This is a genomic window from Sphingomonas sp. TDK1 (assembly GCF_001650735.1).
Taxonomy (GTDB): Bacteria; Pseudomonadota; Alphaproteobacteria; order Sphingomonadales; family Sphingomonadaceae; genus Sphingomonas.
The window spans coordinates 251,433-276,771 of record NZ_LXVY01000001.1 but is presented as its reverse complement, the minus strand read 5'-3'; the positions used below and the strand labels follow the sequence as shown (position 1 = coordinate 276,771).

Below are 25,339 nucleotides of genomic sequence, written 5' to 3'. Positions count from 1 at the left end.
CGTCCGTGGCATCGATCCGCTCCCCGGTTGGAAAGCAGCTCACATGGGATACCTTTGCTCAGGAGAACAACGTGCGAACACCGGACGGTTACCGGGGGGATAGAAGGGATGGCAAGATAAAAGCGGTGCCTCCAAGCGGCCCCGGAAGTGGCGTCTGCACGTCGTTTTTGATGGAGGCATGGCCATAGCCGTGCCTCCATCGGGAAGGCGCGATCGCCGGAATGCCGGCATTTCTGCGGCTTTCCGGCTCCGCCGAATGGAGGCCCTTGATGGGCGGCGCTGGCACACCCTCATCTGGCGCTTTCCAGCATGGGATAGCGTCATGGCCGAGGATCCATTCGAGCTATGGTTGGGGCGGGTCGGCACGGATCGCTCGTTCGCGCACCAGCTTCGCAAGGCGACCAATCTCGCTGGCGGCGCAGCGCGGTTTTCGGCCGCGCGCGCCCGGCATTTCGACGGCAGCAGGATCGGGCGCGGTTCGGGCGTCGGCCGGGTGCTCGGGGCATCCGATCGCTTCGCTGGAATTCGCGCGCGCCGCGTCGTCGTGAAGGCGCGCTTCGTGAAGCTGGCAGGGAAGGGGACAAAGGGCTCTGTCGCACACCTTCGGTATCTGCAACGCGACGGCACCACGCGAGAGGGGGAGCGCGGCACGCTCTATGCTGCTGATCACGATGTCGCCGACGGCAAAGCATTCCTCAAACGCAGTACCGGCGACCGGCACCAGTTTCGCTTCATCGTCGCGCCCGAAGACGGCACGCAGTACGAAGATCTGAAGCCGCTGGTGCGGCGCTGGATGGCGCAGGTTGAACACGACCTCGGCACGAAGCTCGACTGGGTGGCCGTCGACCATTTCAACACCGGTCATCCGCATTCCCATGTGCTGGTGCGTGGAATCGACGATCGCGGCCAGGATCTGATCATCGCCCGCGAATATATCAGCCAAGGGCTCGCCGCGCGGGCAGCGGAGCTGGTCAATCTTGATCTGGGACCGCGCACTGACCGCGAGATTTTCGAGGGGCGTCAGCGCGAGGTCGGCCGGGAGCGGTTCACCAGCATTGATCGCCGCCTGCTCGCCGCGCGCGAGGCCGACGGGCTGGTGCCCTCCTGGCATGGCGATAGCGTTGAGCAGGGGCTGCGCGCCGCGCGCCTCGGCACGCTGGTGCGCATGGGACTGGCGAGCGACGAAGGCAAAGGTCGCTACCGGCTCGCCGACGATCTGGAACCGACGCTGCGTGCGATGGGCCGCCGCGGCGACATCATCGCGACCATGCACGCGCAGTTAAGGGCGCGTGCGCCCGAAGTGCATCCGCAGGACTATGCGATCTACGACCCAGCCGAGGGCAAGCCGCTGATCGGCCGTGTTGTGGCGACGGGACTGGCGGACGAGCATCGTGACCGCCACTACCTGATCGTGGCAGCGACGGACGGGCGCAGCCACTATGTCGAGCTTGGCAATCGGTCGCTCTCGGAAGTGAGCGAGCGCCCCGAGATTGTGCGGGTGTCGCCGGTCATCGCCGGCATCCGCGATGTCGATCGAACTGTTGCCGAGGTCGCTGCCGCCAACAACGGCAACTACAGCGTCGACGCGCATCTCCGCCATGACGCCAGTGCCAGCCAGCGTTTCGCCGAAGCCCATGTCCGGCGGCTGGAAGCGCTGCGACGGGAAGGGGGCGAGGTCGAGCGCATGCCGGACGGCAGCTGGAAGATCGGCGCCGATCATCTCGACAAGGTGCTGGTCTTCGAGCGGAGGGCGGCTGCGGCACGGCCCGTCGAGATCGAGACGCTGGCCGAGCGCCCGGTCCTGGAACTGGTCCGCCACAACGGCGTGACCTGGCTCGACGAGCAGCATGTCGCGAAGGAACCGGAAGTGCTGGGCGGCGGGTTCGGGGCACAGGTACGGCAGGCATTGGTGCTTCGCCGCCAGTGGCTGATCGAGGAGGACCTCGCCTGGCGCGACGGCGATACCGTCCGCTTCCGCGCCAATCTGCTGACCGAGCTCCGCCGTCGCGAACTGCGGCAGGTGGCGGATCAGATCTCGAAGGAGATGGGACTTGGCTATGCGGAGCATCGCAGCGGCGCGATCGAGGGTATCTATCGCAAGGCGGTGCAGGTCGGCGCCGCGAAATATGCGGTGATCGAGAAATCGCGGGAATTCACGCTGGTGCCTTGGCGGCCGGTGCTGGAAAAGCAGATCGGTCGAACCGTTTCCGGCATCGATCGTGGCGGCGCGATCAGCTGGACATTTGGGCGCCAGCGTTCGGGTCCGGAGATCGGCGGGTTCTGAGTTGCCCCGAATAGGTACCGGGAGTCACCAGCGAGGACCTGTAACGGAAGCGCGAACAGGCGGATTCTGCACAACATGCAGACCCGCAAGACCCGCCACCAATTCTATCTTCCCGACGAACTGTCGGCGAAGCTCGACGCGATGGCTGCGCAGCCGGGATCGTCGAAGACCGCAATTCTGACCGACGCCCTGACCGCCTGGTTCGATCGCCGTGCCGGCCATGAACTCGATCAGCGCTTCGGTGCGCGGCTCGACCGCCAGAACCGTGCCACGGACCGGATGGAGCAGAAGCTCGACTATCTGACCGAGGCTCTTGGGCTCTTCGTCCGCCACCAGCTCACCCTTACGGCGCACCAGCCAACCTTCGATACCGAGACTCAGCGTCTCGGGCGGCTTCGCTACGACGCCTTCGTCGAACTCGTCGGCCGCGCAATAGCGCGCGGGGACACCAACAACCGCATCGCCAACCGTCAATCCCCAGAAGTGGGGAGGGACAGATGAAGGAGCTCGCCATGCGTCCTATGCCAAGCCGGCCAAATGCCGATCTGTCGCCCATCACGCTGCGGGTTGCAGACGCCTGTCGTATCACCGGCATCGGTCGGTCGAAATTCTACGAGCTGATCAAGGCTGGTGAGATCGATGTGATCAAGGTGGGGGCAATCACGCTCGTGCCGATGACCAGCATCAACGCGCTGCTTCAGCGTGGCCGCCCGATTGCGGGCAACGGCGCCCGGCCACACTTAGCGGAGGTGATGCACCCGTTTCTGGCCAATGCCATTTTGACGGCGAGTCTTGCCTCGACCCCTGAGGCGGTTCGATGCGATCTGTCATCGGCGGACGAGGGGAGGCGGGGAAAAGCTGAAGAACTTGTTGTTGAGCGTATGATTTCGGCCCTCTATGATCGAGACGACCAGCTCGACGTGGTTCGTTGATCCCATCTTATGTTGTTCTGCTGTCCTAGCTTTGGCTAGGGTCTGAGCTTTTGGGGCCTTGCTAAAAGTGGCCTGCGTGACAGTCTGAATTTGGGACTTTTCGGCCGTTCCGTGGTGACGTGTTGAACGGCAGGTCTTGCCAGAAGCCGACGTCGAACACTTCGAGCAAATCCAGGCTGGCCTCATCCACGGCAAATCCTCTTCTCTCCTTCGCCGACGCCAAATGTGCTGCCTGCGAAGCGAGCTTCAAGAGAAGCGCGGGGCCGATCATGAAGCTGACACCGGCTCCCTGACGTAAGCCAATTACTCAACGGCCTAGCAATGCGGTACCTGTCGCAGGCACTCCGGCGGGAAGAGGAACCATCGCGGCCCGATGGCATTTTGACAACATGCTGTCGATTAGGTGAGGCGCTGTCAAGATGTCGGGCCAGATAACGGATGCACGCGCGCTCGCGCTCGCCGTGTTCGCAACGAGCGGGCGGTTGATCGCCACAGGAAATGAACTGGTCGCTCCTCTAGGGCTCACCAGCGCCTGGTGGCAGGTGCTCGGCGCGCTGCGCTACTCGCCCGTGCCTCTCCCCACGGCGTCGATCGCGCGCAACATGGGCCTGACCCGACAGGCGGTGCAGCGCATCGTCGACTTGCTCGCCGAGCGCGGCCTGGTGGAATTGCGCGCCAACCCGCACCACCGCCGGGCGAAGCTGATCGTGCTCACCGACGCCGGCACCGCTGCCGTCGCCAACGCCGAGCAGGCGGTCGCGGCACTCGACAGCGAGATTGCCGACCGGGTCGGCTCCGCGCGGATCAAGGACGCCGTGCACACCCTTGAAGCGGTAAGCGCGATTCTAGCCGAGTGGCTCGACCGGACCGCCCCGCCTTCAAACCCCAGTCCCGACGCTTGAAAGGAACAGCTGTCATGATCTTGGTATCAGGTGCAACCGGCGGAATCGGGGGCGAAGTCTGCCGACTTCTCAAGGAGAACCAGACGCCCTTCCGCGCGCTCTGCCGAGAGGAAGAACAGGTCGCGAGCCTCCGCAAGCAGGGAATGGACGCCGTGCTCGGCGATTTCGACCGGCCCGAAACGCTGCCGGCCGCCATGCAGGGCATCGATACGATGTTCCTGATCACCCCGCCCACGCCGCAGCAGGTGGCGCAGGAGACCGCCGCGATCGACGCGGCGAAAGCGGCCGGGGTGGGCCGGATCGTGAAGGTCTCCGCCTCCGACGGCAATGTGCGGTCGCCGGTCCCCTGGGCGAAGGCGCATGCGCTGATCGACCACCATCTCCGCGCCGCGGGCATCGGCTGGACGATCCTGAAGCCCACGGCCTTCATGCAGAATTTCCTGTGGTTCAAGGATCCGATCGCCAGGGGTTTCCTGCCGCAGGTGACGGGCAGCGGATCGGTATCCTGGGTCGATACGCGCGACGTCGCCCGGGTGGCCGCCACCGTGCTCACCGAGGACGGCCACGAAGGCGCGACCTATTTCCTGACCGGGCCGGAGACGCTGGACATGAAGGAGGCCTCCGCCCGCCTCTCGAAGGCGATCGGACACAAGGTCCGCTATCTCGACCTGCCCTCGCCGATCTTCTGGGCCATCCTGCGCCTGACGGGGAATTCGAAGTGGATGGCCAGGGGGCTGGTGGTGCAGTTCGACGACGTGGTCGCGGGGCATCACGACATCGACCCCACGTTCGAGATCGAGCGGCTGACCGGCAAGCCGCCGCACAGTTTCACCGATTTCATCGAGGACCATCGGAAACAGTTTTCCCGATAACCGATTCCACCGGCCGGGCCTTGTCCGACTGCCTTTGATGATCCGAGATGTTCTGGAGACCTCCCATGCAATCGACCAATGCCCCTTTGGCGGGTCACGCCGCGATCGTTACCGGTGCGAGCTCGGGCATCGGTCTCTCGGTCGCCGAGGCGATCGCCGACGCCGGTGCTGCCGTCGCGGTGAATTACCATTCGCACGCCGAAGCCGCCGAGGCTCTTGTGAGCCGCATCCAGGCAAAGGGCGGACGCGCGCTGGCCGTGCAGGCCGATGTGGCGGAGGAAGCGGAGGTCGTCCGCATGTTCGACGAAGCCGCCGCGGCCTTCGGCCGCATCGACCTGCTCGTCGCCAATTCCGGCGTACAGAAGGACGCCGCGATCGCCGAGATGTCGCTCGAGGACTGGAATACCGTCATCGGGATCAACCTGACCGGACAGTTCCTCTGCGCGCGCGAGGCGGTGAAGCGTTTCCGTGCGCAGCCCGAGCAGGATCGCCCCGCCCGCAGCGCCGGGGCGATCATCACCATGAGCTCGGTGCACGAGATCATCCCCTGGGCCGGCCATATCAACTATGCCTCGGCCAAGGGCGGCGTGCGGATGCTGACCCGCTCGCTGGCGCAGGAAGTCGCCGCCGAGGGCATTCGCGTCAATGCGGTTGCGCCAGGCGCGATCCGGACCCCGATCAACAAGGAAGCCTGGGACAGCCAGGAAGCCCTGGAGAAGCTGTTGCGGCTCATCCCCTATGGCCGCATCGGCGAGCCCGAAGATGTGGCGCGCGCGGTGGTCTGGCTGGCATCGGATGCAGCCGACTATGTGACCGGAACGACCCTGTTCGTCGACGGCGGCATGTCGCTCTACCCGGAATTCCGCGACAATGGCTAGGCCGCTGCGGACGATTGGCGAGCACGGCATTATCGGCGATCTGGAGACAGCGGCGCTGGTCGCGCGGAACGGTACGATCGACTATCTCTGCTGGCCTTCGCTCGACAGTCCGACGATCTTCGCAGACCTGCTGGACCCGGAACAGGGTGGCGCCTTCGAAATCCGGCCGGAAGTCGATCAGCCGCGTCACCTTCAGCTTTACGTGCCGGATACTAATGTGCTGCTGACGCGGTGGATGGGCGCGGACGGCAGCGCGGAAGTGGTCGACGTGATGCCGCAGCCCGAGGCGCGCCGCCGCGCCGGGAGCGAGGCGCGCTGCCTGATCCGCCGCTTGACCGTGACCAGCGGGACCGTCCGCTTCACCATGCGGTGCGCGCCGCGCTTCGACTATGCACGCGAGGTGCCCGAGCTTGTCGCGACAAAGGGCGGGGTCCGCTTTTCCGGCCGGGATCTTTCGCTCTGCCTCTTCGCCTCGGTGGAGCTTGATCGGCAGGAGGGATCCGCCAGCGCGCTATTCACGCTATCCAAGGGCGAAAGCGCCTGGTTCGTGCTCGGCGATGACGGCATGTCGCCGCCGGACGACGCTGCGGTGCTGGCCCAGATTGCGGCGAGCACGCAGGAATGGCGATCCTGGCTGGGCAAGACCACCTATCGCGGCCGTTGGCGCGAGCAGGTGCTCCGCTCCGCCCTCACGCTGAAGCTGCTGACCTCCGCGCGGCATGGCTCGATCGCCGCTGCGGCAACCTTCTCGCTTCCCGAGACCAGGGGCGGCGAGCGCAACTGGGACTATCGCGCAACCTGGATCCGCGACGCATCCTTCACCGTCTATGCCTTTCTCCGGCTGGGGTTCATCGACGAGGCCGAACATTTCTATCGGTGGGTGGGGCGCCGCATCATGGCGTCCGACCACGACAATCCGCTGCGAATCCTGTATGCGCTTGACGGAACACTGCCGGGTGAGGAGCGTGCGCTGCCGAATCTCGCAGGCTATGCGGACAGCCGTCCCGTGCGAATCGGCAATGCGGCGAGCAAGCAGACCCAACTCGACATCTTCGGCGACCTTCTCGACAGTGCCTATTTGGCAAACAAATACGGCCCCGCCATTCCACACGAAGGCTGGCAGCATGTCTGCGGGCTAGTCGAGCACGTGATCGAACACTGGCAGTCGCCCGACGCTGGCATCTGGGAAATGCGTTCGGAGCCGCGCCACTTTCTCCATTCGCGCGTGATGTGCTGGGTCGCGCTGGACCGCGCCATCCGGTTGGCGAAGAAACGATCACTGCCGGCGCCGTTGGTTGCCTGGGCGGAGGCGCGCGACGCCATTGTCGATGATGTCTGGAGCAATTTCAGGCACCCTGAGCATGGCTATTTCGTGCAGGCGCGCGGGGGCACCGCCCTTGACGCGGCGCTGCTGATGCTGCCGCTCGTGCGCTTCGTCTCTTCCACCGATCCCGTGTGGCTCAAGACGCTCGATGCGATCGGCGCGCAGCTTTGCGACGACGGGCTGGTCTATCGCTACCGCAGCGACGACGGGTTGGAAGGGCGGGAGGGTGCCTTCACCACCTGCACCTTTTGGTATGCGGAGTGTCTCGCCCGCGCGGGACGGCTGGAGGAGGCACAGATGATCCTGGCGAAAGGGGTCGCCTACGGCAATGATCTGGGCCTGTTTGCCGAAGAAACCGACCCCCAGGGCCTGGCACTTGGCAATTTTCCGCAAGCGCTGACGCACCTGGCCTTCATCAGCGCCGCGCATTTCCTCGACAGGAAGCTCGACCCGTCGCACCGGCCGCTCTGGCAGCCTTGAAAGCGGCTTCACGATCGCGCGTCATCATCGATGCCACGCAGCCCCCGCAGGCGATATCTGGAGAATGGCGGAATGCATGCCGTGATAGTCGTGGTCCACCCCGCCGCCGTCTCTCTGACCCGATCGGTGGCAACCGCGCTTGGCGACGCGCTGGAAGCCAAGGGGCACACCGTGGAAATCGCCGACCTCGTCGCCGAGCGGTTCGTTCCGGTCTTTGGCGCAGCCGATCATGCCGCCTTCGCGGCAGGCGCCCCGGCACCGGCAGACGTCCTGCAGGAACAGCGCCGGCTTGATCGCGCGGATCATCTGATCCTCGTCTATCCGGTCTATTGGTGGTCGATGCCTGCCCTATTGAAAGGGTGGATCGATCGAGTCTTCATCTCGGGATGGGCTTTCGAAGAGAACGCAGGCGGAGGCATCGCCAAGAAGCTCGGCCGGTTAACGGTGCATCTCGTAGCGATCGCGGGCGCTGCCGACCGAACCTACACGAAACGCGGATATCGCCAGGCGATGCGGATCCAGATCGAAGAAGGGATCTTCGACTTTTGCGGCGCGCCGGTCGCAACGTCGCAGTTGCTGACGACGGACGGCGCCGATCCGGTGTTGCTCCTGCAGCGCGCTGCTCAGGCTCTGCTCGAGAAGCTGATGTAAGCGATGAGGCCAGCTTCGCCACCGGCTCGGTGCTGTTCGTCTATGTATGCATCGGCGAAGTCTAAAAAGATGTTGGTCGCAGGCTGGCATGGATTCGAGGGGGCGAGCTTGGATGGCAGCTCTCGGCAGAAGCGGGCATCGTATCCTCAAAATTTTACGGAATGATCTGGTCGGGAGAGGCCACGGGGCGGCGGGTGGGGGCACCAGGCAGCAGCGCGCCCGATCCCGGTCATTCAAACGTTCTTGCGGCGGTCCTGAAGCCTGCCGTTCGTCAGATGCTGTGAGTGGCGGTTGAACCAGCCGATATTGGGACGTTGCTGCCGTTCCCTAGCTATAAGTTGAACGTCAGGTATTGCCATGACCGGGCATTCAGCTTTGCATGTTCCCTATCGGCTAGCTCAGAGAATGCCGCGATGGTTCAAGTTGTCAGCCGTGATCTATAATCGCGGCGTTTCACGTTGCGTCAAGAGAGCCTCGTCCTCATGTGCGATGATTGCTCTGCGCGGCCTGCCCGGTTCCCAGCCTGCCACCATCACTTCGCCGTCAGGACGTTCTGCAGCCAGTCACCGACGAGCGTCACTAGGCGCGGGGAACCGGCGTTCGGCCCCAGCCTTGCCACTTCCTCTTCGCCGCCCGTCACGGTACCTTCCTGGAACCAGTGGCTGAGCCCTTCCAGCACCACCACCTGCCCCCGTGGGTTGTTCGCCAGCGCCTTGCGAGCTTCGGCCGCCTCGTCGGACGCGACGACCAGCGGATCCTTGGAGCCGAACACGGCCAGGACGGGGATGACGAGCGATCGCAGGTCCGACGCGGAGCGCAGCTTGCTCGCCCTTCCGGCCTCCTCGGTGTCGATCATCGCCAGGGCAGCTTCCGCCTGGGGACGCGGAAAGCCCGCGGCCTCGAACCGCTCGATCACCGTCGCCCGGAGCCGCACTATCGTCTCCGCGTCCTTGCCGTCGACCCGTGCCTGCAGCAGCGTCGTCGCCGCATCGGCGGCCGTCGCGGCCCTTTCGGGCGGGCGCCCCGCGACGATCATCTGATTGTAGATGGCCCGCCGAAGATAGGCCAAGCCGTCCCCGACCGATCCTGCCAGCATCACAATCGCGGCGACGTTCGGATCGGCGGCAGCGACCGCCGGCGCGATCACGCCGCCCTGGCTGTGGCCGACCAGGGCGATACGGCGGCCGTCGATGTCCGGGCGGCGGCGCATGGCGGCGACAACGGCGGCAGCATCCGCCGTCAGCTTCTCGGCATCCTCCTCGTACGTGCCGGTGGACTGGCCGACGCCGCGCTTGTCATATTCGAGCACGGCAATGCCGTGGGCGGTCAGCCGCTTGACGATTTCCGTAAAGCCGCCCCGCCCGTTCGGGCCATGGCCCTGGATCACCACGACCAGGGGGACGCGCGCCTGCGCGGTCGCGGTCGGGAAATGCAACGTGCCCGCCAGGGTCACACCCGGGGCACTGGCGATGCGGACGTCGGTCGTGATTTCGGACGGCTGGAACTTGGCAAAGGCACGGGCGATCGCCGTATCGTCGGCGGTACCGCGAAGCACGGCGACGGGCCCCAGTTCGACCCGCGCGGCCGCCTGGCCTAACGGCACCGAAAGCGACTGCGACGTCGCTGCGAGAGCATGCGGCGCAGTGCCGCGAAGGACGATGCGCTGCCAGCGTGTCGTCAGGTTGACGTCGGCGGCGGTCACGCGGGCATAGTCCGGCGCAGGCCCCTGCACTGCGATTGTCAGGTGCGTCGGACGCGCGGCGCGCGCCCAGAAGACGACGGTGATCCGCTCGCCCGCGGCAAGCGCGTCCGGTATCGGAACGACGGCGCCGCGCGACCATGGCGTGGGTGACGGCGTCCCCGGCGCCACGACGAGGATTGCGGATCCCGGCACGGCGGAATCGCGCGCATGGCCGTAGGGCGCGCCATAGACAGCCCATTCATTCACGCCCAGGGCCGCGCTCGTCTGCGCCGCTGCCGGGCTTGTCGCCAGCAACGCGATGCCGAGGGGCACGGCACGCGCGATCGGCCGGACGACCTCCAAGAACCAGCTCCCGGCAATTGCGACCATGCGCTGCATCCGTCCCCTCCTTGTCCCGTACAGTCAGAAAATCGCGGTCGTCTCCTCGGCGGGAGCCGCGTCCTCGAAGCGCGCCAGGCCGGCGATGGTGACGGCCTCGGCGACCAGCGCCAGGAACGGCACCAGCAACACCGCGGCGTCCAGCGCCGCGCAGGCGGTGACGATCGCGAGCGTCGCCATGATCGCTGCGGCGAGGCGCAGGGCCGTTGCGACGCGGTGCCAGTCGCGCTCCAGCACCCACCACGCCGCCGGCAGGTGGCAGGTGGCGAGCAGCAGCATCACCAGCGTCAGCGCGGGCCCCAACGCCAGGGAGCCTGCATCCAGCAGCACGCGATGGGATCCGCTTCCCAAAACCAAACCATGGATGCCGTCGCGCGCTTCGACGAAGGGAAAGCCGGACGCCGCCGCCATCGACAGCGCCGTTGCCATCGGCAGGAACAGCCCGAAGACCAGGGCGTAGCTCGCCAGCGTGAAGCGGCCCTCGGCATGGTCCGGCAAGGAGCGGCACGCACCCAGCAGGCAGCCGAACGCAAAGCGGAATGCCTGCCCGTCGCGGGCTGCGATCTCGAACTCGGACGCCATCGCCAGCGCCCAGTTGCGGCGGTGGGATCCCAGCAGTTGCATCGCCAGGGCCAGCAGCAATCGGGGCAGCGCCTGTCTCATGCGGAGGCCAGACCCCCGTCGACCGCTTCGGATGTTTCGACCTGCGCTTGTGCCAGCCGCACGCCTTCTGCGGTGAGGCGATATGCATGCCTAGGCGGCCGTCCGGGTTGTTCGGGCGCTTGCCACACCGCCTCGACGAGCCCCTGATCCGTCATGCGCATCAGCAGCGGATAGAGCGTGCCGGACAACAGGCCGGTTTCCTTCATCAATTCGTAGCCATGGCACCACGCAGGGGCTCGCGTCACGAGTGCTTTCAGCAGCAGGCGCATTTGCGAAGAGGGACGGCGAAGGCGACGCATTACCATATAACAACATATGTAGAGTTATTGATCAAGCGTCTTTTGGTTCGGTAGAAGCGCATGGCGAATTGCAGCCGTCCGATAGCGCAAATGGCGGAGGATAGGACGTGCGCTACAACCCTGCAGCGTCCAGCTTCGGCGCCTCATAGGCTCCATCTTCGTCCGGATAGCGCCACCGCTGCTCGAACCGGCCGCCCCCTTCGCCAGCGACCATAAGAGGCTTTGTCCGGCAGGCCCGGCGCGGTTCAAATCGCCAATTGAATAGCGGCCTTCTGCGATAACAGACGCTCCAGCCCTGAAGGAATGCCATCGTTGATTGACGAACTTCGGGCCGATTGCATACCAGTAACTTCTGGAGAAAAGTCCATACCCTGCCGCCAGCAACTGGAGGCATTCGTTGTCGAGTGGCTCCACGCGTACCTCAATCCTTCAGAGCGAGGTCCGAGGCGTCGGCGTCGTAATCGAGCAATTCACCCGGCTTACATTCCAGCACCGCGCACATCTTCGCCAAAGTGGCGAAGCGAATACCTCGGACCTTGCCCGAGCGGAACAGTGATAACTGGGTTTCGCTGAGCCCCATTTTTTCGGCGAGCTGCTTGCCCGTCATGCCGCGCCTGGCGAGTGCGGCGTCCAACGTGACCTTGACCGGCATCAGAAGAACGCGTCCAGCTCTTCGCGCATCTCGGAGGCTTGGGCGAGGAGATGCGAGAGCAAGACGAGGGTGGCACCGACCACGCCGAGGGTGATCGCCGCGCCGTCGAAATTTGCAAAGGCGCCGCGACCGTAGAGCAATCTGGTCAGCAAGGTTACGCCGAACACGCTAGCAAGCCCCCCTGCAAACAAAGCCGCGCCAATCCGCAACAACAGCCGCGGCAGCACCTGGCCGAATGCAGCGCCCGATGCGATCGACTTTAGCGCCTGACGCACCATCCAGATCGCGCACACGTAAATGCACATCGGCAGATGGAAGATCAGCATCGGCCCCGAGAGGCGCCCCGTCCATATCGGCGCGAGGATAAGTATCGCGACGGCGGCAAAGAGCAGCACGAAGGGGACCGTCACCAGCCACATCAGCAGGCGGGCGCGGCGGCGGAGAGTTTCGATCGGCATAGCGGCTCCATGGCAGTTCGATAATTTAACCTTGACTTAAATTCCAGCACTATACAAATTTAATCCTGAGTTAAATCGGAGCGCTTCGGAAATGATCGCTGCCCTCGAAACCCATGGCCTGACCAAGGCCTTTGGCAAGGCCGCACCGGCGGTGAATGGAGTGTCGCTGAACGTGCCGCGGCGCGCGATCTATGGCTTTCTCGGGGCCAATGGCGCTGGCAAGACAACGACGCTCAAGCTGGTTCTCGGGCTTTTGCGCGCCGATGCAGGGAGCATTCGGCTGTTCGGGCAGGAAGCCGCGCGCGAGCGCGGGCGGGTTGGGTCGCTGATCGAGACCCCTTCCTCGTACGACCATCTGACCGGGCGGGAAAACCTCGATATCACCCGAATCCTGTTGGGGCTGGAGAGGCGCGAGATCGGGCGGGTTCTGGCGATTGTCGACCTGGCGCATGCCGCCGACCAGCGCGTCGGCAGCTATTCGCTAGGCATGCGCCAGCGGCTGGGCATTGCGCGGGCACTGCTCGGCGATCCGCGCCTGCTGATTCTCGACGAGCCGACAAACGGGCTCGACCCCGACGGCATACGCGATATGCGCGTGCTGCTGCGCCGGCTTCCCGAGGCCGGCGACGTGACGCTGATCGTGTCGAGCCACCTGCTCAGCGAAGTCGAGCAGGTGGCGACGCATGTCGGACTGCTGCACCGGGGGCGACTGTTGCTGGAGTCGCCGCTCGACGCGCTGCTTGGCGGGATAGCGTCGGTCGAGGTCGATACGGATGATCGGGTGCGGGCAGCGACGATCCTGATCGATGCCGGGTTCGCGGTGACGGCGGCAAGCGACAAGCTGCTCGTCGCGGCTGCCGACCCGGCCGAAATCGCAGCACTGCTGATGCGCGAGGGGCAGAGATTGTCACACCTTACCCGCCATCGTCCCTCGCTCGAGGGCATCTATCACCGCCACATCGCCTTGGCCGCCTGAGGGCTTCGCATCATGCTGCACCGCTATCTGTTTGCCGAAATCCTCAAGCTGCGTCGCAGCCTTGCGTTGATGCTTTGCGTCGCCGCGCCAGCGTGCGTAGCCGTGCTGGGAACGGTCATCGCCTTCGACCGAAAAACGCCGGTGCAGCTCGATACTTTTGCCCTCGGCGGCCCCGGCATCTGGTCGTTCGTGATGCTGCCGCTGGCGGTGACGGCGCTCAGCGTGCTGATGGCGCAAATGGAGCATGGTTCGCGGAACTGGAACCATCTCCTCACCTTGCCGCGCGCGCGGCCGAACGTGTTCCTCGCCAAGGCGATCGTGATGCTCGGGCTGGTCGCGATGATGTCGGCGTTGCTGTGGGCGTTCATGCTGGTTGGCGCGGTGGTACTGACAGCATTGCATCCGGCCGGGGTGATCGGCGCGGTGGATACGGCACGGCTTGCCCGTGTGTTGGCGTTGATGACCGTGTGTTCGGCACTGGTGGCGATGCTCCAGCTCTGGGTGGCGCTCGCCTATCGCAGCTTTGTGGTGCCCTTGGTGTTCGGGATCGGCGGGACGTTTGTGGCGATCAGCACGATCGGCGCAGCCAAGGCGGCGTGGTTTCCGTGGCTGCTGGCGACGGGTGTGCTGGCGACCAGGCCCGAGGTCCGGCAGATGGGGTTGCTGTTGGGAGGGATCGGAGGGCTCGCCGTACTCGGAGCGATGCTGGCGCATTTGAGCCGGCGGGAGGCTTAACCCCTTCTCTCCTTCCTGAAGCAGCGGGGCGGCCTAAGTTGGGCGCGTAGTGTCCGTCTGCTTCATCGAAGCGAATGAGCGGTTCTGACGCAAGCAGACATTGGCGCTGCCGCATCAGAACGACGTATGTTGGTCGGGAGCCGTCGGCGCCGATTATCGCATTCTGGTGGGAAACGGACAGGCAGCTTTCGGGAAGGCGCGTGCGATAGCTGCCGTCCAAAAAACGATGGTGGATTGGGAATCGCGCACGCCATAGCCTGATTCGCTATGAGAGCAATCATCGCGAGGTGAATGATGACGACGGACCACTCCGCTGGCTGGGAGGCAGCCTCCGCTCAGTTTATGGCCATTCGCTCACCGATCGGCGTGACGTTGGTTCGATCCTGGGCCAAAGACCGCCTGCCCCGGTCGGCTGCGATCTTGGACATCGGGTGCGGCTCCGGCGTGCCAATCGCTCAATCATTGGTGAACGACGGTTTCTCAGTATGGGGCGTCGATGCATCGCCTTCGCTCATTGCAGCATACCGGCTAAACCTCCCCGCCATGCCCGCCACCTGCGAACCGGCTCAGGACAGCTCCTTCTTCCACAGAAACTTCGTCGGGGTAATCTCGATTGGGCTTATCTTCCTGCTTGGGGAGGAGGACCAGCGAAGGCTTCTCACCAGTGTCGCTCATGTGCTGGAACCCGGCGGACGATTTCTGTTCAGCGCCCCACGCGAGGTCTGCCGTTGGACTGATACGCTAACGGACCGTGCATCAATGTCGCTGGGGGCAGACGCATATGCCGCGCATCTTAACAACGTGGGGCTGCGGCTGGACGACTGCCGGTCCGACGAAGGCGGCAACAACTACTACGATGCGGTCAAACCCATCTGACCCGCCGCCATAGGAAATCCCACAAACAATCGCTGATCTGCAACGGCCGGCATTGGTGGGAAGCGGACATGATCGCTTTTGGGGAGGGCGTTGGCGATAGCTGCCGTCCCGAAAACGATGGTGAAAATGGGAATGCTGCGATGAGCTTCAGGCGCTCCTCTGGCTTGTGTAATCGGGACGCTCGATCCGGTTGGAATCTCGTGCAAAGGCGCTCGAGAACACCTTCTTCACCAGCGGCGTACCGGCCATCCGCATCGCGCCGCGCATGAGCATCAGCTCCGGCGCGTTATGTGGCCACAGCATGCGCGGCACGATCTTAGGAATATTCTGCCCCTCCTTCACGAACGGGCGCATCACCTTCTCATAGCGATCCAAGGCCGAGGCGATATCGGCCTGCCTCGCGATCTCTCCGGCGAGGACGTAACCTCCCACGATCGCAAGCGACGTCCCGATCCCCGAGAGCGGCGTCGGAGCCCAGGCGGCATCGCCGGTGAGCACCACACGATTGTTCGACCAGCGCTCCATGTGAACCTGCCTTAGGACGTCGAAATAGAAGTCATCGACGCCCTTCATGACCTCGAGGATGCGGGGAAACTCCCAGCCATCGCCGGCGAACTGGTCGAGCATATACTGGCGCTGCTGCGCGGGGCTCCAATCCTGCTCGCCGTCGGGCTTCTTGTGGATGCCGACATAGGCCCCAAGCAGCCCGTCTCGCGACGGCTTGAGCGTCGCGCCACGCCCGCCCACCGTGTTGTAGACCCGCGCATAGTCGGTGTCGTGCGGCTGCCGCGGGATGCTGAAATACGCGATCGTAAGGTCCATCCAGCGTGGCTGGTTCTCGCCAGGGAACAGCAGCTCGCGGGTATGTGATCCCACGCCCTCGGCGACCAGGACCAGGTCGTAGCGCGAGCTCCCTCCGCTCTCGAAGATCACCTCGGCGCCGACGTTGTTCTGAGACATGGCCGCAACGCTGTCACCGAACCGAAAGGACGCGCGCTCACGCGCGGCGTCGTAGATCAGCCGCGCAATATCGCCGCGTCGGATCTCCAGCTCGGCCGTGGGAGCGTTGTCGCTTCCCGTGGCGCCGGCTTCGAAGCGCGCGATCGTGTTGTTGTCCTCATCAACCCACTCGGTGCCGAGTTCGGGCGTGCTGCGCTCGAACGCGGCTTTCTCAAGGCCCATGCGGCGCAGCACCTCACGCGCGTTGCCGCGCACGTCGACGTTCTGACCACCTTCCCTGAAGGCAGGCGCCTTCTCGATTACATCGACCTCAAAGCCGAAGCGGGTCAGCCACCATGCGGTGGTACAGCCGGCGACACTAGCGCCAGTCACGAGAATGCGTCGGGACATGGATTAAACTCCTTCCCGGCCATGAACATCACGCGTGATATTATGTTCCGTGAAGGCCTTCCAGGTTGGCGATGACGCGCGCGAGCAAGTCTACGACCAGCGCCGTTTCCTTTGGTGCAAAGCCGCTCACCGCCTTGGCGTTCATCTCCAACAGCGCGGCGCGCCCGATCGCCGCTGCGTCCCGGCCGCGGTCCGTCAGATCGACCGTCGCGGCGCGCCTGTCCGCCGCGCTCGCCAGACGTGTTATCATCCCCGCCGCTTCCAGCTTATCGAGCAGCGCCACCATCGCGGGCTGCTTTACCGCGGAGTGTCGCACGAGGTCGCGCTGGAGCATCGACCCTTTCCACGACAGCAGCAGCAACGGTCCGATCAGCGATAGCGTAAGGCCATGCTCGCGAAGGCGGCCGTCCACCAGCCTGTTGAACACGCGCGCAGCATGGTTGGCGAGGTAGCCTGGAGCTACTGCGGCCTCCGGATGGACGGCTTCAGCATCAGGTTCGATGATATTTTTGATCGCCTCTGTCACGGGGAGACGGTAGGCTGAGCCGTCCTGTTTGAAAATCCATCCAACGACCGATTAGGCGCCGACGCAGGGACGGCATTCCCGATTGGAAGGTCCAGCGGGAAAGGCGTGGCGCGGCAGTGGTTTCATCGTCGCCGCACGAGCCGCTTTCTCAAAATATGCTCCCAATTGCGTTTCCCCGAAATTGCCTGCCGGACATGGAAAACTGGGAGTCTGATGATGGCTCGAAAGGCGGGTTCCAGGATCGTGCGCGTACAGACTGAACGACCGGGTTTGGGCGGGAACCGCCAGAGCGGGACTACGATCTCAGGGCGCTGCCGCCGACGGAGCGATTAGAGCTGCCTGTGGCCGCTTTCGGCCCGAGCACTCGTTCCCGGCGGGTGATGGGGACGGATTGAGTTGGTCGCCAGCTGCCGGGAACGATGCGCCCAATGATGATGCCGGCGAGTTCGCCGAAGGAAGGTGGAAGATTGAGTTTGGGGTGCTAATCAGGCATTCGCCAGCGTTCGAGCAGCTACGGATGCAGACGCCACTGGCCCTAGAACAATCCGTGAAAGTCCGCCGATTTCCAGCTACGGTTTTGCAGTAAATTTGCAGTAAATTGCACGTTCGTGCAGCCGTTCAGCAGCTAAGCCTTTGAAAAGGCTGGTGACCCCTACGGGACTCGAACCCGTGTTTTCGCCGTGAGAGCGCGCGCATGGAAGGCGCAGGCGGGTAACAGTCTCAAGGGAAGCTGCCCGGCAGCAGTCGACCAAAATGCGTCGTTCCGATTTGCTAGCGCGAACGACCGCTTGCGCCGGAAGCGGTCATTGGCAAGGCTGATGTATCCCTCGGCAGTCAGGGCCCAGAGTCAATCACTCGAAGTACCCGGCGCAGTCCTGAAACGGGTGGCGCATGCACGCGGTAAAGAACGATGCGTCTTGGAGGCACCGCCACCGATACGAGCCAGCGCGGCGACCCGCCGGCCAGCCCGCAACGGCTGTCGATCACGCGGCTGTGGGCACCGCATAGTCCATCGCGGCGAGGTCGGTAAGCAGATCGGGGCCTGCCGGCTGCCAACCCAGCCGTTCCCGCGTCCAAGAACTCGATGCAACCATGTCGAGCGCAGCGAAAGGCGCCATCCAGCCGAAATAGTGTGCGACGTCGTGCTTCGCGATCGACCGGACCGGCAGGCCAGTGCCCTGACCGATTGCGTCCGCGATGGCGCGTGCATCAACCCCTTCCTCGACCGCGGCGTGGTACCGTGCCCCCGGCTCGCCCTTTTCGAGCGCCAGCACGTAGAGCCTGGCGACATCGCTGACGTGCGCCGCAGCCCAGCGCGTGCGCCCCGCATCCACATACGCCACCGCCCCGGCACGCCGTGCCTCCGCAACCAGCGGCGTAATCAGCCCAGCCCTGGTGGTGTCGTGCACCTGTGGCAGGCGGATCGTCCGCACGTCGATGCGGCGCGCCATCAGTGCCGCGCCGGCTAGTTCCGTCGCGATGCGCGGATTGGCGTGGAAGGGGTTGAAGACGTCCTCGGTCGCCGGTCCGCCGTGTAGCGGCGAGCCGATGCCAACGCCCGACGTGATCAGGATCGGCTTGTTGGAGCCCGCCAGCGCCTCCCCCATCGCTGCGATATTGCGCGCGTCCTTTTGGGTATTCTCGACGAACGCATCGAAATTGTGGTCGAACGCGCAGTGGATGACCGCGTCCGCGGCCGCCGCGCCTTTCGCGAGCGTTTCTGGTTGTTCCAGATCCCCATGATGGACTTCGGCACCCGCCGCTCTCAGCCGCTGGGCCCCCGCCTCGGAGCGCGTTAGGCCGAGCACTTGGTGACCACGGCCAAGCAGTTCGGGGATGATGTGAGAGCCAATGAAGCCGGTTGCACCAGTCAGGAATACGCGCACGGGAGAATCTCCTTATAGCCTCAACGACGTATCCGCCCCGCATGGAACATGTTAAAGTAGTGACGTTATCCTAGTATAAGCTGCAACAGGATCTGCCATGGTCGATGATGCACCCAATCCGCTGGGTACCTATCTGCGGGACCGCCGTACGCGCCTCGCCCCTGCGGCATTCGGCTTGGCTGTCGGGCGGCGCCGCACGCCGGGTCTTCGCCGGGAGGAGGTGGCGAGCCGCGCCAACATCAGCCCGACATGGTATACGTGGCTCGAGCAGGGCCGTGGCGGCGCGCCGTCACCGGATGTGCTGGACCGCATTGCCAGGGGCCTGATGCTTACCGAGCCTGAGCGCGAGCACATCTACATGCTCGGCCTCGGCCGCCCGCCCGAGGCACGATACCAGCCGGTCGACGGCATAACCCCTCGCTTGCAACGGGTGCTCGACGGAATGGCGCTGAGCCCGGCAATCGTGAAGACCGCGATGTGGGACGTCGTCGGCTGGAACCGGGCGGCCGCGGTACTTCTCACCGACTATGCCAAGCTTCCGCGGGAGGGACGCAACATCCTGCGGCTGATGTTCGGCAGCGATCGCATCCGTGCCCGGAATGCCGATTTCGACAGCATCGCGCGTTTCGTGGTGGGCGCCTTCCGCGCCGATGTGGCGCGCGCTGGCGCCAGCATGAGCGCCGAAGTCACGAAGCTGGTCGCAGAGTTGTCCCGCCTCAGCCCCGAGTTCGCGGCGTTGTGGCAGGACAACGAGGTGGTGTCGCACGGTGAGGGGGTAAAGCGCATCTACCATCCCGACGCCGGTCTGCTGGCGATGGAATACTCATCGTTTGCCGTTGAAGGCAGGCCAGAGCTCGGCATGATCATCTACAATCCCGCTTCAGCGGAGGATGCGGAGCGGCTACGCGTGCTGCTGGACCAACGAAGGGACTGAAGCCGCCTGCATTCAGCGCAGTAATCGACCAGAATGCGTCGTTGATTTATTGCATCTGATCGTCTGGTCACTTCAAAATCTACCGTTCTGAAGACGCCTCAGGTCAAACCCGATCAGACGCGGCAGGACGGAAGCGTGCCGGCCTCTTCGCTCGCTCAGCCTTTTCTCAGTCAGTCGAACGCGCGGCATCAACCAACCATCATCTGGCGTATCAGAACGCCGTTCAACGTGATCACGATGGTCGTGACAAGAAGCGCACCGGTTCGGATCAATCGGCCATTGGCGAAGCGCCCCATTAGTGCCCGGTCGCCGGTGAAGCGCACCAGTGGGACGACGGCGAAAGGAAGTTGCAGGCTTAGCACCACTTGGCTCAGCACAAGGAGCTTCGCCACGCCGCTGTCTCCATACACGCCCGCGACCGCAGCGGCGGGCACGATGGCGAGCCCGCGCGTGATCATGCGCCGCAGCCATTGCGGCAGTCGCAGGTCCAGAAAGCCCTCCATCACGATCTGCCCGGCCAGCGTCCCGGTAATCGTGGCGTTCTGACCGGACGCGAGCAGCGCCACTGCAAAAAGCGTACTTGCCAACCCTACGCCCAGCGCCGGCGCCAGCAAGGCATAAGCGTCGCTGATTTCCGCTACCTTGGTCTGGCCTGATCCGTGAAACGCGGCTGCGGCGAGGATCAGGATCGCTGCATTGACGAAAAGTGCAAGGCTGAGTGCCACCGTGCTGTCGATCGTGGCAAGCCGAATGGCTTCGCGCTTGCCGCGGTCGCTGCGGTCGAAGGCGCGGGTTTGTACGATCGAGGAATGGAGGTAGAGATTGTGCGGCATCACCGTCGCGCCGAGGATGCCGATCGCGACGTACAGCATCGCGGGGTTGGTGACGATCTGCGGCGATGGCAGCAGCCCGGCGCCGATCGCCCCGATGCTTGGCTGCGCCCAGAGGAGTTCCACGGCAAAGCAGAGGGCGATGACGATCAGCAGCGCGACGATGAAAGCTTCCAGCTGTCGAAAGCCGTGGCGCTGCAGCATGAGGATCAGAAACACATCGAGCGAGGTGACGACGATCCCGCCCACGAGCGGAAGTCCGAACAGCAGCTTGAGCGCCACCGCCGTACCGATTACTTCCGCCAGATCGCAGGCGATGATGGCCAGTTCGCAGAGCAGCCAGAGGCCGATCCGGGGAGCCAACGAATAGCGGGCGCGACATGCCTGGGCGAGGTCCAGGCCGGTGACGATGCCCAGTTTCGCCGAAAGGCTCTGGAGCAGCATCGCCATCAGGTTCGAAAGCAAGATGACCGACAACAGCGAATAGCCGAATGCGGAACCGCCGGCGAGGCCGGTCGCCCAGTTTCCGGGGTCCATATAGCCGACCGCGACGAGATAGCCGGGGCCCGCAAAGGCTCCCAGCTTGCGCCAGAACCCCGCGCCGGCGGGAACCACGACGCTCCGGAACGCGCCGGGCAGGCTCGCCGCGCGGATTGCGGTCGAGCCCCCGGACGCGCCCATGTCCCCCTCGAACGGCGGCATCAGCTGGCAGCGCTGAGCTTGATCGTGCCGTTGACGCCGGTGGGGAAGAAGCCGCCACGATCGACCGATGCCTTGTTGAGATACGCGATGTTGAGCACCTGGCCGGCGGATCGGCTGAACGCCACGCCGTTGGAGTCGGTCGGCACGATGTTGGTGGCAGTGCCGATCGGACGAATACCCTGGTCAAGGTCGCTCGATCCGTCCAGGCTGTCGCGCGCGTTGGAAATGGCTTCGGTGGCATCGATGAGCGAGGGCGTCGTCAGCCCCTTGCGATAGAGCGTCGTGCGGATCAGCCCGGCGTGATAGGCCTCTGCGGCAAGGATGCCGGCTGCTGCCTCGAGATAGGTCTTGTTGGTGATCAGCGGCGAAGCGCCCTTGTAGGCGCTGACCCCGACATCTTCGAAGATAAAGGCTGCGAGCAGGAAATTCTCGTCGCTCGCATAGGGATCGAATGCTTGATTGGCACCGACCAGTCCGGCGGCGCGTGCCGCGGTCGAAAATGCGCCGTTTACGTCGGCGGACAGATCGAGATTGGGCTGAGCGACCGCGACGCTACCAAGGGCGCTGCGCAGAAAGGCGACGTGCGCCTGTTCGTCGCCGGCTATCTCCCGGGCATAGCGGGCCACGGCGTCGTCCTTGAAGGTGACCTGCCGCGCGCCGTTCGGTGCGCCGGCCTGACCTGTACCCGACAGCAGGCTGGCCGGCAGCGAAACGCCATTGGCGGCGAAAGAATAGAACTGCGCTTCCAGATATTCCAGATTTAGCGCAAAGTTCAGCACGTCCTGATCGGAGAGCGCGCCGGACGGACTGGGGGTTGGGGTCGGCGTAGGCGTAGGCGTGATCATGGATCCCGGCCCATCGTCATTGCTGCTGCACGCGGCGAGCATGGTAGCGCCCGCGACCGCAAAGCCGGCATTTTTCATGAAAGCCCGGCGCTCGGCGCGGCGAGCGTCGCATGCATCCAGGACCTGGAGAACGATATCATGGTTCATGGCTGAAGCCTCCCTAGGACCGAGCGATCAGTTCGCTGCGCTGGTGACGATGGTGCCGTTGACGCCGTTGGGGAAAAATCCGCCGGCAGTGACGGCCGCCTTGTTCAGGTAGACGATGTTGAGCACCTGGCCCGTCGAGCGGCTATAGGCGAGGCCGTTGGCGTCGAGCGGCGCGATGTTGCTCGAGGTGCCGATCGCGCGGATGCCCTGATCATCGTCGCTCGCCCCGTCGAGACTGTCGCGCGCGTTCGAGATCGCCTCGGTCGCGTCCACCAGGCTGGGGGTTGCGATCCCCTTGGCGTCGAGCGTCGTGCGGACGAGCGCGGCATGATAGGCCTCGACGGCAAGAATGCCTGCCGCGGCCTCGAGGAACACCTTGTTGGTAATGAGCGGCGAAGCGCCCTTATAGGCAGTGACCCCGACATCCTCGAAGATGAACGCGCCGAGGAGGAAGTTCTCGTCGCTTGCATAGGGATCGAAAGAGTCACCCGCGCCGATCAGTCCCGCGGCACGGGCCGCGTTGGAAAAGGCGCTGGTGGGTGAAACCCCGATGTCGATTTGGGGTTGCCCCACGGCGGTAGCGCCGATGGCACTGCGCAGAAACGCGACATGGGCGCGTTCGTCCGCGGCGATTTCCTGAGCATAGGCGGCGACCGCCGGATCCTTGAAAGTCGCCTGGCGTGCGCCCACGGCGGCACCGATCTTGCCGGACCCGGTCAACAGGTCGGCGGAAAGGCCAACGCCGTTCGCCGCATAGGCATAGAATTGCGCCTCGAGATATTCGAGGTTCAGTGCGAAATTGAGGACGTCGCCATCCGTGAGCGTTGCCTGAGCGGCAGCCCGCTGGACGCTTGTTGCCATGGCCAGCCCGCCACCGGCCACTGCGGTTAGCGCGAACGCCTTGAAGAATTCGCGGCGATCTTTTCGGCGTTGGGCTTGTTGCTGGAAAGCTTCGATAAGCTCGACTTCCTGGTTCACGGCGCATGCCTCCCTGATGGTAGCGAGGGTTCGAACCCGGGGCGTTTTCAAGCAGTTCCGGTTCGGCACGGGCTGGGTACGGTGTCGTACAAAATGTCCCCTGCCACGCGTTTTCATGCATCCGTGGCGCCGCACGTTCCGAAGCTTACACGCAACGAGGAGAGGGAGCGGGTCGCGCCGATGTCGAAACCGAACGCCCACTATGCGCCAGACATCCGCGGCAATCTGCTGCTGCGATCGCTCGCGCAAAGCGACGCGTGGTTGCTGATCCCGCACCTCTCCCGCCTTCCCTTCGGCCCACGGGAAAGCGTGGGCCGCACGTCCTGCGGGTCGGTGCAGATGATCTTCCCCGAGACCGCGGTCTTCTGTGTTCGTCAGACGCTTCTCGGCGATCGCCAGCCAGCCCTGGGCTTGGTCGGCCATGAGGGCGTGTTGGGTTGGTCGCTGCTGATGGGGGTGGAAGAAAGCTTCACGCTCGCAACCGTGGAGATGCAGGGCGGTACGGCTTTATCCATTGCGGCTGGGCCCCTGCTGGAGGCTTGCGCAAAGAGTGTGACGCTACGCGCCAATCTGCTGCGGTACGCCGACAATTTTCTCGAGCAGATGGCCTCGATGCTCGGTTCGAACACGATCGATCCCTTGGAACGCCGCGTTGCCCGATGGATATTGATGCTCCACGACCGCAGTCAAGGCGACACGCTGTTGTTGACGCATGACGACGTCGCACGCGCGCTTCACACACGGCGGGCGAGCGTGACCGAATGCTTCCATGTGCTTGAGGGCGAGAAGATACTCCGCTGCGAGCGAGCGCGCGTCACCATTTGTGATCGCGAGCGCCTAATGGTGCTGGCAGGATTTTCCTATGGCGCTGCCGAGGCGCGGTATGCTGCGGAAATTGCGCCTTGGCCGCGGGAACTGCAGCCTCCTCCTCTCTCGCAGGGTCAAGTCCGCTTCTCGCCGCCCGCCTGGCTGCCTTGATTGTACCGATGCGTCGGATTCCGTTCTAAACTTCCTCAGCGCGAAGACGTTGGCATCGAACGATTTTTCACCCAACACCGGCTACTCGGCAGGCAAACTGGCCATGGCACGATTGTCCCACAGCACGGTGAAGAGGCCCCTCGCCGGAGGCGAGGAGCCATCGGGTCAGATTTCGGTGTTCTCTGCAAAAGCAAGCGCGTCTTCCACGTCGATGCCGAGATAGCGCACCGTGTTCTCGATCTTGCTATGACCGAGAAGAATTTGGACTGCACGAAGGTTGCCGGTCGCCCTGTATATGATCGAAGCCTTCGTTCGGCGAAGCGAGTGCGTGCCATACTCGCTTCGCATCAGACCGACGCCGGTCACCCATTCATCGACAAGCCGTGCATACTGGCGGGTGCTGAGATGCCCATTATGATCAATTCTGCTCGGAAAGACATAATCGTCCACTGCGCCGCCCCGCCGTTCAAGCCACGCCAGCAGGCTAGTCCGAGCGTCTGGAAGCAATTCAAACTGAACCGGCCGACCGGTTTTCTGTTGCATCACGATCGCACGCGTTCGGATCTGCCCGCCGCTGACCAAGTCGCGGATCTTCATCTGTACCAGGTCGCAGCCCCGCAGTTTGCTGTCGATCGCCAGGTCGAACAGCGCCCGATCTCGCAAGCGGCGGCGCTGATTGAGGTAAAATCGGATCTCCCATATCTGTTTCGGTTTCAGCGCGCGCTTCGCGCCGACCGTCCGTCCGGCATTCCAGACTGGGCGCTTTGTCGCGGTGAGTTCGGTTTCAGACATCTCCATGATCATTCTCCGATGGCCAGAGCGGCCGTCCGAAGAACGTTTTCGAGCCTCAGAAGCGGGAATGCCCCGAGGCACCTACCGACCAACTCAAGACATTCAGCGTCGTTGATGCGAGCGGCGGCTCTGGCTGGAAGCCGCCATTCCGGTCGCGCAAACCAGTCGGTCGTTTAGCCGCGCGCCGCCGCCAGCAGTTGCGCGGAGGCGTGGGTGTCAAGTTTCCGTTTTTAACGGCATAAATCGGTATTGAGTTTGACGCCGCCTGCACTCGGCGGGTGTCCTGCTCGGTCGGTGCCCATTTGACGC

Annotated in this window: 25 protein-coding genes; 13 read left to right on the top strand and 12 right to left on the bottom strand. The window is 64.2% G+C overall.

Annotation, left to right across the window (positions count from 1 at the left end):
• Nucleotides 1–322: 322 nt before the first annotated feature.
• The 8 genes from rlxS to A7X12_RS01165 all read left to right on the top strand — a co-directional run bounded on the left by rlxS (nucleotide 323) and on the right by A7X12_RS01165 (nucleotide 8,323).
• Entirely contained in the window at nucleotides 323–2,284 is a 1,962-nt protein-coding gene (gene rlxS, locus A7X12_RS01200) for a relaxase/mobilization nuclease RlxS (protein ID WP_064309793.1), read from the top strand.
• A 75-nt stretch (nucleotides 2,285–2,359) separates the two neighbouring features.
• Nucleotides 2,360–2,785, top strand: a complete 426-nt coding sequence (locus tag A7X12_RS01195; protein ID WP_064309792.1) for a hypothetical protein — start codon at nucleotides 2,360–2,362, stop codon at nucleotides 2,783–2,785.
• Nucleotides 2,782–3,216 carry a helix-turn-helix domain-containing protein gene (locus tag A7X12_RS26675; protein WP_064309791.1) on the top strand — a complete coding sequence of 145 codons (435 nt, stop codon included), beginning with the start codon at nucleotides 2,782–2,784 and terminating at the stop codon, nucleotides 3,214–3,216. Before A7X12_RS01195 ends, A7X12_RS26675 begins: the two co-directional genes overlap by 4 nt.
• A 419-nt stretch (nucleotides 3,217–3,635) precedes the next feature.
• Entirely contained in the window at nucleotides 3,636–4,118 is a 483-nt protein-coding gene (locus tag A7X12_RS01185) for a MarR family winged helix-turn-helix transcriptional regulator (protein WP_064309790.1), read from the top strand.
• 14 nt (nucleotides 4,119–4,132) lie between these two features.
• Nucleotides 4,133–4,990 carry an SDR family oxidoreductase gene (locus A7X12_RS01180; RefSeq protein WP_064309789.1) on the top strand — a complete coding sequence of 286 codons (858 nt, stop codon included), beginning with the start codon at nucleotides 4,133–4,135 and terminating at the stop codon, nucleotides 4,988–4,990.
• Nucleotides 4,991–5,055: 65 nt separating this feature from the next.
• A complete protein-coding gene (locus A7X12_RS01175; protein ID WP_064309788.1) occupies nucleotides 5,056–5,868 on the top strand; it encodes a glucose 1-dehydrogenase in 813 nt (270 codons plus the stop codon).
• Nucleotides 5,861–7,672, top strand: a complete 1,812-nt coding sequence (locus A7X12_RS01170; RefSeq protein WP_064309787.1) for a glycoside hydrolase family 15 protein — start codon at nucleotides 5,861–5,863, stop codon at nucleotides 7,670–7,672. The genes A7X12_RS01175 and A7X12_RS01170 overlap by 8 nt, the downstream gene beginning before the upstream one ends.
• A 72-nt stretch (nucleotides 7,673–7,744) precedes the next feature.
• Nucleotides 7,745–8,323, top strand: coding sequence for an NAD(P)H-dependent oxidoreductase (locus tag A7X12_RS01165; protein WP_064309786.1), 579 nt, complete (start codon nucleotides 7,745–7,747; stop codon nucleotides 8,321–8,323).
• A 532-nt stretch (nucleotides 8,324–8,855) separates the two neighbouring features.
• Here the strand turns inward: A7X12_RS01165 and A7X12_RS01160 are convergent.
• From A7X12_RS01160 to A7X12_RS01140, 5 genes are all read right to left on the bottom strand, one after another.
• Entirely contained in the window at nucleotides 8,856–10,403 is a 1,548-nt protein-coding gene (locus A7X12_RS01160; RefSeq protein WP_064309785.1) for an alpha/beta hydrolase family protein, read from the bottom strand.
• A 24-nt stretch (nucleotides 10,404–10,427) separates the two neighbouring features.
• Complete coding sequence (locus A7X12_RS01155; RefSeq protein ID WP_232318221.1) at nucleotides 10,428–11,045, bottom strand: hypothetical protein; 618 nt, start codon at nucleotides 11,043–11,045, stop codon at nucleotides 10,428–10,430.
• A 17-nt stretch (nucleotides 11,046–11,062) separates the two neighbouring features.
• Entirely contained in the window at nucleotides 11,063–11,335 is a 273-nt protein-coding gene (locus A7X12_RS01150; RefSeq protein ID WP_064309783.1) for a PadR family transcriptional regulator, read from the bottom strand.
• A 451-nt stretch (nucleotides 11,336–11,786) separates the two neighbouring features.
• Entirely contained in the window at nucleotides 11,787–12,017 is a 231-nt protein-coding gene (locus A7X12_RS01145; protein WP_064309782.1) for a helix-turn-helix domain-containing protein, read from the bottom strand.
• Nucleotides 12,017–12,475 (bottom strand): DUF2975 domain-containing protein, encoded by a 459-nt coding sequence (locus A7X12_RS01140; protein WP_010546115.1) that lies wholly within the window; start codon nucleotides 12,473–12,475, stop codon nucleotides 12,017–12,019. Before A7X12_RS01140 ends, A7X12_RS01145 begins: the two co-directional genes overlap by 1 nt.
• A 91-nt stretch (nucleotides 12,476–12,566) precedes the next feature.
• Here A7X12_RS01140 and A7X12_RS01135 point away from each other — a divergent pair, with 91 nt between their 5' ends.
• The 3 genes from A7X12_RS01135 (at nucleotide 12,567) to A7X12_RS01125 (ending at nucleotide 15,062) form a co-directional block, all read left to right on the top strand.
• Nucleotides 12,567–13,451 (top strand): ATP-binding cassette domain-containing protein, encoded by an 885-nt coding sequence (locus A7X12_RS01135; protein WP_064309781.1) that lies wholly within the window; start codon nucleotides 12,567–12,569, stop codon nucleotides 13,449–13,451.
• 12 nt (nucleotides 13,452–13,463) lie between these two features.
• On the top strand, nucleotides 13,464–14,186 hold the full coding sequence (locus tag A7X12_RS01130) for an ABC transporter permease (RefSeq protein ID WP_064309780.1): 723 nt from the start codon (nucleotides 13,464–13,466) through the stop codon (nucleotides 14,184–14,186).
• Nucleotides 14,187–14,477: 291 nt separating this feature from the next.
• The gene (locus tag A7X12_RS01125) at nucleotides 14,478–15,062 is read left to right on the top strand and encodes a class I SAM-dependent methyltransferase (RefSeq protein ID WP_232318220.1); all 585 of its coding nucleotides are present in this window, start codon (nucleotides 14,478–14,480) and stop codon (nucleotides 15,060–15,062) included.
• Between the two features lie 147 nt (nucleotides 15,063–15,209).
• Here A7X12_RS01125 and A7X12_RS01120 read toward each other — a convergent pair whose 3' ends face one another.
• From A7X12_RS01120 to A7X12_RS01110, 3 genes are all read right to left on the bottom strand, one after another.
• Complete coding sequence (locus A7X12_RS01120) at nucleotides 15,210–16,412, bottom strand: FAD-dependent monooxygenase (protein ID WP_064309779.1); 1,203 nt, start codon at nucleotides 16,410–16,412, stop codon at nucleotides 15,210–15,212.
• 40 nt (nucleotides 16,413–16,452) lie between these two features.
• Entirely contained in the window at nucleotides 16,453–16,839 is a 387-nt protein-coding gene (locus tag A7X12_RS01115; RefSeq protein ID WP_232318218.1) for a MarR family winged helix-turn-helix transcriptional regulator, read from the bottom strand.
• 1,082 nt (nucleotides 16,840–17,921) lie between these two features.
• Entirely contained in the window at nucleotides 17,922–18,824 is a 903-nt protein-coding gene (locus tag A7X12_RS01110) for an SDR family oxidoreductase (RefSeq protein ID WP_064309778.1), read from the bottom strand.
• Between the two features lie 97 nt (nucleotides 18,825–18,921).
• Between A7X12_RS01110 and A7X12_RS01105 the strand changes: the two genes are divergently transcribed.
• Nucleotides 18,922–19,758: a helix-turn-helix transcriptional regulator gene (locus A7X12_RS01105; protein ID WP_064309777.1), complete on the top strand. Its 837-nt coding sequence runs from the start codon at nucleotides 18,922–18,924 to the stop codon at nucleotides 19,756–19,758.
• Nucleotides 19,759–19,946: 188 nt separating this feature from the next.
• On the opposite strand, the gene A7X12_RS01100 is transcribed toward A7X12_RS01105, so the two are convergent.
• From A7X12_RS01100 to A7X12_RS01090, 3 genes are read right to left on the bottom strand one after another with little or no spacing between them, the layout of a single operon-like run.
• Complete coding sequence (locus tag A7X12_RS01100) at nucleotides 19,947–21,269, bottom strand: Nramp family divalent metal transporter (protein WP_064309826.1); 1,323 nt, start codon at nucleotides 21,267–21,269, stop codon at nucleotides 19,947–19,949.
• A gap of 20 nt (nucleotides 21,270–21,289) precedes the next feature.
• On the bottom strand, nucleotides 21,290–22,282 hold the full coding sequence (locus A7X12_RS01095; protein WP_064309776.1) for a ferritin-like domain-containing protein: 993 nt from the start codon (nucleotides 22,280–22,282) through the stop codon (nucleotides 21,290–21,292).
• A gap of 27 nt (nucleotides 22,283–22,309) precedes the next feature.
• Entirely contained in the window at nucleotides 22,310–23,260 is a 951-nt protein-coding gene (locus A7X12_RS01090; RefSeq protein WP_064309775.1) for a ferritin-like domain-containing protein, read from the bottom strand.
• Between the two features lie 180 nt (nucleotides 23,261–23,440).
• On the opposite strand from A7X12_RS01090, the gene A7X12_RS01085 reads away from it, so the two are divergent.
• Nucleotides 23,441–24,238, top strand: coding sequence for a Crp/Fnr family transcriptional regulator (locus A7X12_RS01085; protein WP_064309774.1), 798 nt, complete (start codon nucleotides 23,441–23,443; stop codon nucleotides 24,236–24,238).
• Nucleotides 24,239–24,403: 165 nt separating this feature from the next.
• On the opposite strand, the gene A7X12_RS01080 is transcribed toward A7X12_RS01085, so the two are convergent.
• Entirely contained in the window at nucleotides 24,404–25,036 is a 633-nt protein-coding gene (locus A7X12_RS01080) for a tyrosine-type recombinase/integrase (RefSeq protein ID WP_064309825.1), read from the bottom strand.
• Nucleotides 25,037–25,339: the final 303 nt, after the last annotated feature.